The 2,185-nt window shown below is 48.1% G+C and carries 2 protein-coding genes and 1 pseudogene; 2 read left to right on the top strand and 1 reads right to left on the bottom strand.

Annotated features, from left to right (window positions below; genetic code table 11):
• Positions 1-577 (bottom strand): hypothetical protein (locus Q0R35_RS03495; RefSeq protein WP_295614514.1); only part of this gene is annotated, 577 nt, incomplete at its 3' end.
• A 187-nt stretch (positions 578-764) separates the two neighbouring features.
• Between Q0R35_RS03495 and aroC the strand changes: the two genes are divergently transcribed.
• Complete coding sequence (gene aroC, locus Q0R35_RS03490; protein ID WP_295614512.1) at positions 765-1,856, top strand: chorismate synthase; 1,092 nt, start codon at positions 765-767, stop codon at positions 1,854-1,856.
• 47 nt (positions 1,857-1,903) lie between these two features.
• Positions 1,904-2,185: pseudogene (locus Q0R35_RS03485) on the top strand (hypothetical protein); the annotation flags it as partial.

Below are 2,185 nucleotides of genomic sequence, written 5' to 3'. Positions count from 1 at the left end.
CAATGGGAACCACAGCAGAACTACTTGCCGCCAATAATCCAGTAATATTCGCTCGATCTTCTTTTGTGTAGAAGCCAATTCGAGTAATCTCCAACTCAGAACCACGTTGACTGTATGAAACCATCCGAAGACCTGCATCGTCATCTGAGTCCGTTTTACCTCCGAAAAAGCCAGATAGATCGTATCTGACAGTACCTGTATCTATGGCTCCAGCAATTGCGGATACATCAATAAACTGGAAAGGATTAGTTACGCCACTTGTTCCTCCCGAAAAGAAATTGTTACCACGATTGATTGGGCCTGGACTTGTGATTGAGGGAAAACCAGCAGTACCATAGGGAATCGAAGTAAGTGTCCCAGATCCCGTCCAGCCAGAAACAGCACTTGCTGTATCTCTTAAACCAACACTTGCTTCAGCATCTGCATCGACGATGAGATTCGTGCCAAAAGTAACGGCTCCAGCGGGATTTACCCAGACTAGACCCAGCCCTAGAATTGACCCGACCAGAGCGATTGTAGATGTAGCAGATGATTTGGCAACATCTCTGAGTATATTTTTGAGCAAGTTATTTTGCATGTTATTCGGGGCGATAATGATGTTGACTGTAGCGTTAATGGCTATTTGGAGATAACCGAGTAGTAATTGAGAGCAGATAATGTAATTATGTAAAACAGATCGCGAAATTTTTAGAAGCCCGATCGAGTCTCCACTGCTACCACTGATAAACTAGTAACCAATCACCAAAAATCGAGCCGCACATACGATGGGAAACACCTTTGGGCATTTATTTAGAATTACCACCTACGGCGAATCGCATGGCGGCGGGGTAGGTGTCATTATCGATGGTTGTCCCCCCTTAGTAGAAATTAGCGCAGCCGAAATTCAAGTCGAACTCGATCGTCGTCGTCCGGGACAGAGTAAAATTACCACACCCCGGAAAGAGACAGATACCTGCGAAATTCTATCTGGGGTATTTGAAGGCAAAACGACAGGTACGCCGATTAGTATTTTGGTGCGAAATCAAGATGCTCGTTCTCAAGACTACAGCGAGATGGTGCAGACTTATCGCCCGTCTCATGCCGATGCGACGTATGATGCTAAATATGGGATTCGGAATTGGCAAGGTGGCGGTAGATCTTCAGCACGAGAAACGATCGGCAGAGTAGCTGCTGGAGCCATTGCCAAGAAGATTCTCCAGATTTATAATAATGTCGAAGTTATCGGCTACGTCAAGCGGATTCAGGATATTGAAGCGACAGTCGATAGCAATACCGTCACCCTGGCGGATGTCGAAAGTAACATCGTCCGCTGTCCCGATTTGAGCTGTGCGGATCTGATGATCGATCGGATTGAAGCGATCGGGCGAGAAGGCGACTCGATCGGCGGCGTGGTAGAATGTGTCGTGCGAAACGTCCCCAAAGGTTTGGGCGTTCCGGTATTCGACAGGTTAGAAGCCGATATCGCCAAAGGCGTGATGTCGCTCCCCGCAACTAAAGGATTTGAAATCGGTTCCGGCTTCGCTGGTACCCTCATGACAGGTAGCGAACATAACGACGAATTTTACACCGACGAGGATGGCGAAATTCGGACGCGAACAAATCGCTCTGGCGGTACCCAAGGCGGAATTTCTAATGGCGAGAATATCATCATCCGAGTAGCATTTAAACCCACAGCCACCATTCGCAAAGAGCAAAATACCGTCACCCAAGCGGGGGCAGAAACCACCCTCGCCGCCAAAGGAAGACACGATCCTTGTGTGTTACCCCGCGCGGTACCGATGGTAGAAGCAATGGTGGCTCTAGTATTATGCGACCATTTATTACGTTATTACGGACAATGCAAGGTATTATCATAACTGCGAACGCGGTTCGGACATCACAACGATTGAAATCGTCGCTCGTGATGCAAAGTCCGCGTAGGCGGACTAAATCTTCATCAGTCCAGAAAATTTTAACTTGTCTAGTCACGATCGCTATTTGGTGCAGTAGTTCTCAGAGTGCGCTAGCCGGAGCCTTGAGTGACAGGATCGATCGATACCCAAATTGGCACACCTTAGCCCCAGTTGCCCAGCACGAGGGCGAATTGAGCTATCCTGAGTGGTTTAAAGGACGTTGGATTGCCACTAGTACCCAACTCGAACAAGTTGCCCCACTAGCACCAGCAATCGTCACGCCGGGATTTGAA

Source organism: Chamaesiphon sp. GL140_3_metabinner_50 (genome assembly GCF_025361915.1).
Taxonomy (GTDB): Bacteria; Cyanobacteriota; Cyanobacteriia; order Cyanobacteriales; family Chamaesiphonaceae; genus Chamaesiphon.
This window is presented reverse-complemented; position numbering and strand designations above follow the sequence as displayed.

Excerpts from the sequence above, each read along its gene's own strand:
- aroC (WP_295614512.1), top strand. The coding sequence starts at position 765 with ATGGGAAACACCTTTGGGCATTTATTTAGAATTACCACCTACGGCGAA.